Below are 1,611 nucleotides of genomic sequence, written 5' to 3' on the forward strand. Positions count from 1 at the left end.
GCAGCGGCTTGCTGGCCTTGACCTTGAGCACGGCGAGGTCGTTCTTGGCGTCGCGGCCGATCAGCTTGGCGGGAAGCTCGGTGCCGTCATCCAGCGTCACCTTGATCGAGGTCGCGCCGTCGATGACGTGGTTGTTGGTGACTATGGTGCCGTCGGCGCCGACGATGAAGCCGGAGCCCAGCGCCTCGGCGCGCTGCGCCTGCTGCGGCGGCGTCTTGGGCATCGGCACGCCCTGGTCGCCGAAGAACTGGCGGAAATAGTCGTCGAAGGGCGAGCCGCCGTCAAAGGGTTGCTCCTCGTTCATCGTTTCCGGCTGCGCCTTCATGACGGTGGCGACGGTCACCACCGCCGGCTTGTCGACGGCCACAATCGGCGCGAACGAGCCGTTCGGTGCCGTAATCCCGGCAACGGGGGTCTGGGTCGTGGGGACCACGTTGCTCGCGCCGCCGCTGTTCGCGCTTTGGGCGAAGGATACGACGAAAGGGGAGATGATCAGCGCAGCGCCCAGCAGGGCCGCGACGCGATGTCTACGAAGAATGCTTGAGGGTGACATGGTCGTTCTGTCCGGGCGAGAGTTGATCTTGCGCCGCGAGCGGCTCTCAGGCGAAGCGCCGTCGACGTGTCGGCGACCTGGACTGCCCGTCTCGCCTCGCGTGACAGCCGGCCGGATCGACAGCCCGCATCTAGGGCGTCGATGGGTCCGAATTAGGGTTTTCGTCCGACCTTACGAAGATTTAATCTCAGAAGGCGCTCACGAAGCGCCCCGTCGGCGCAGATAGGCCGAGGCGATCTCGCGCATGCGCGCGGCGTCGAAGCTCGGTCCATGACCGCCATAGCCGATGCGGATCGGCAGGTCGAGCAGGCGCCGCATGGTGCGGCAATAGGCGGCGCGATCGGAATCCGGCAAATCGTCGATCAGCATGCCGTCATAGATGGCATCGCCGGCAAACATCAACCCGTCGGCCTCGTCGAACAGCGCGATCGAATCGGGCGAATGTCCCGGCAGATGCAGGACGCGGAACTGGCGGTCGCCGAGATCGACGATGTCGTCCTCGTCAAGCGTGCGCGTCAGCGGCGCCGGCGCAATGCTGTAGTCGGCTGCGCTCCAGTCCGGCGTGGGCAGCCTGGAAACGGCGCCGTCGAGATTGCGGAACATGTAGGCGTAGGTGACGGCCTCATCCATGCTCTCGAACTGCGCGGCGCTCATCTTCGGCCCGGCCCGCAGCGGGAACTCATGCAGCGAGCCGACATGGTCGAGATGGATATGCGTGGCGACGACGATCAGCGGCTTGCCTGCTGGCGTGTCGATCTCGGGCGCCAGCGGCAGGATGCCCATGCCGGTGTCGACCAGAAGGTCGGCGTCCCGGCCTTTGAAATGCCAGATGTTGGCGCGCACGAAATCGTGCACGAACGGCTCGGTCAGCATCGATGTCCTGGCGTCGACGATGGCCTTGCCGAACCAGTCGCCGACTACCAGGTCGCCCATCAGACGAAGGGCTTCCCGACCTTGTATTTCTCCGGCACCAGCCGCTTGAGGTAGGCCATGCCGGCATCCGAGAGCTTGTTGGCGTCGGGCTGCATGAAATCGTCGGGCATGTGGCGCGTCTTGCC

The 1,611-nt window shown here is 65.4% G+C and carries 2 protein-coding genes and 1 pseudogene; all 3 read right to left on the minus strand.

Annotated elements, in window-relative coordinates; translation table 11 throughout:
* Nucleotides 1–553, minus strand: a 553-nt coding sequence (locus EN742_RS34395) for a trypsin-like peptidase domain-containing protein (RefSeq protein ID WP_189375723.1), incomplete at its 3' end; no start/stop codon positions are given.
* A gap of 198 nt (nt 554–751) precedes the next feature.
* Nucleotides 752–1,486 (minus strand): MBL fold metallo-hydrolase, encoded by a 735-nt coding sequence (locus tag EN742_RS34400; RefSeq protein ID WP_127407410.1) that lies wholly within the window; start codon nt 1,484–1,486, stop codon nt 752–754.
* A pseudogene (locus EN742_RS39830) lies at nt 1,486–1,611 on the minus strand (6-phosphofructokinase); the annotation flags it as partial. The gene EN742_RS34400 and the pseudogene EN742_RS39830, both read right to left, overlap by 1 nt.

The organism is Mesorhizobium sp. M4A.F.Ca.ET.020.02.1.1 (assembly GCF_004022645.1).
In the GTDB taxonomy this organism is placed as follows: Bacteria; Pseudomonadota; Alphaproteobacteria; order Rhizobiales; family Rhizobiaceae; genus Mesorhizobium.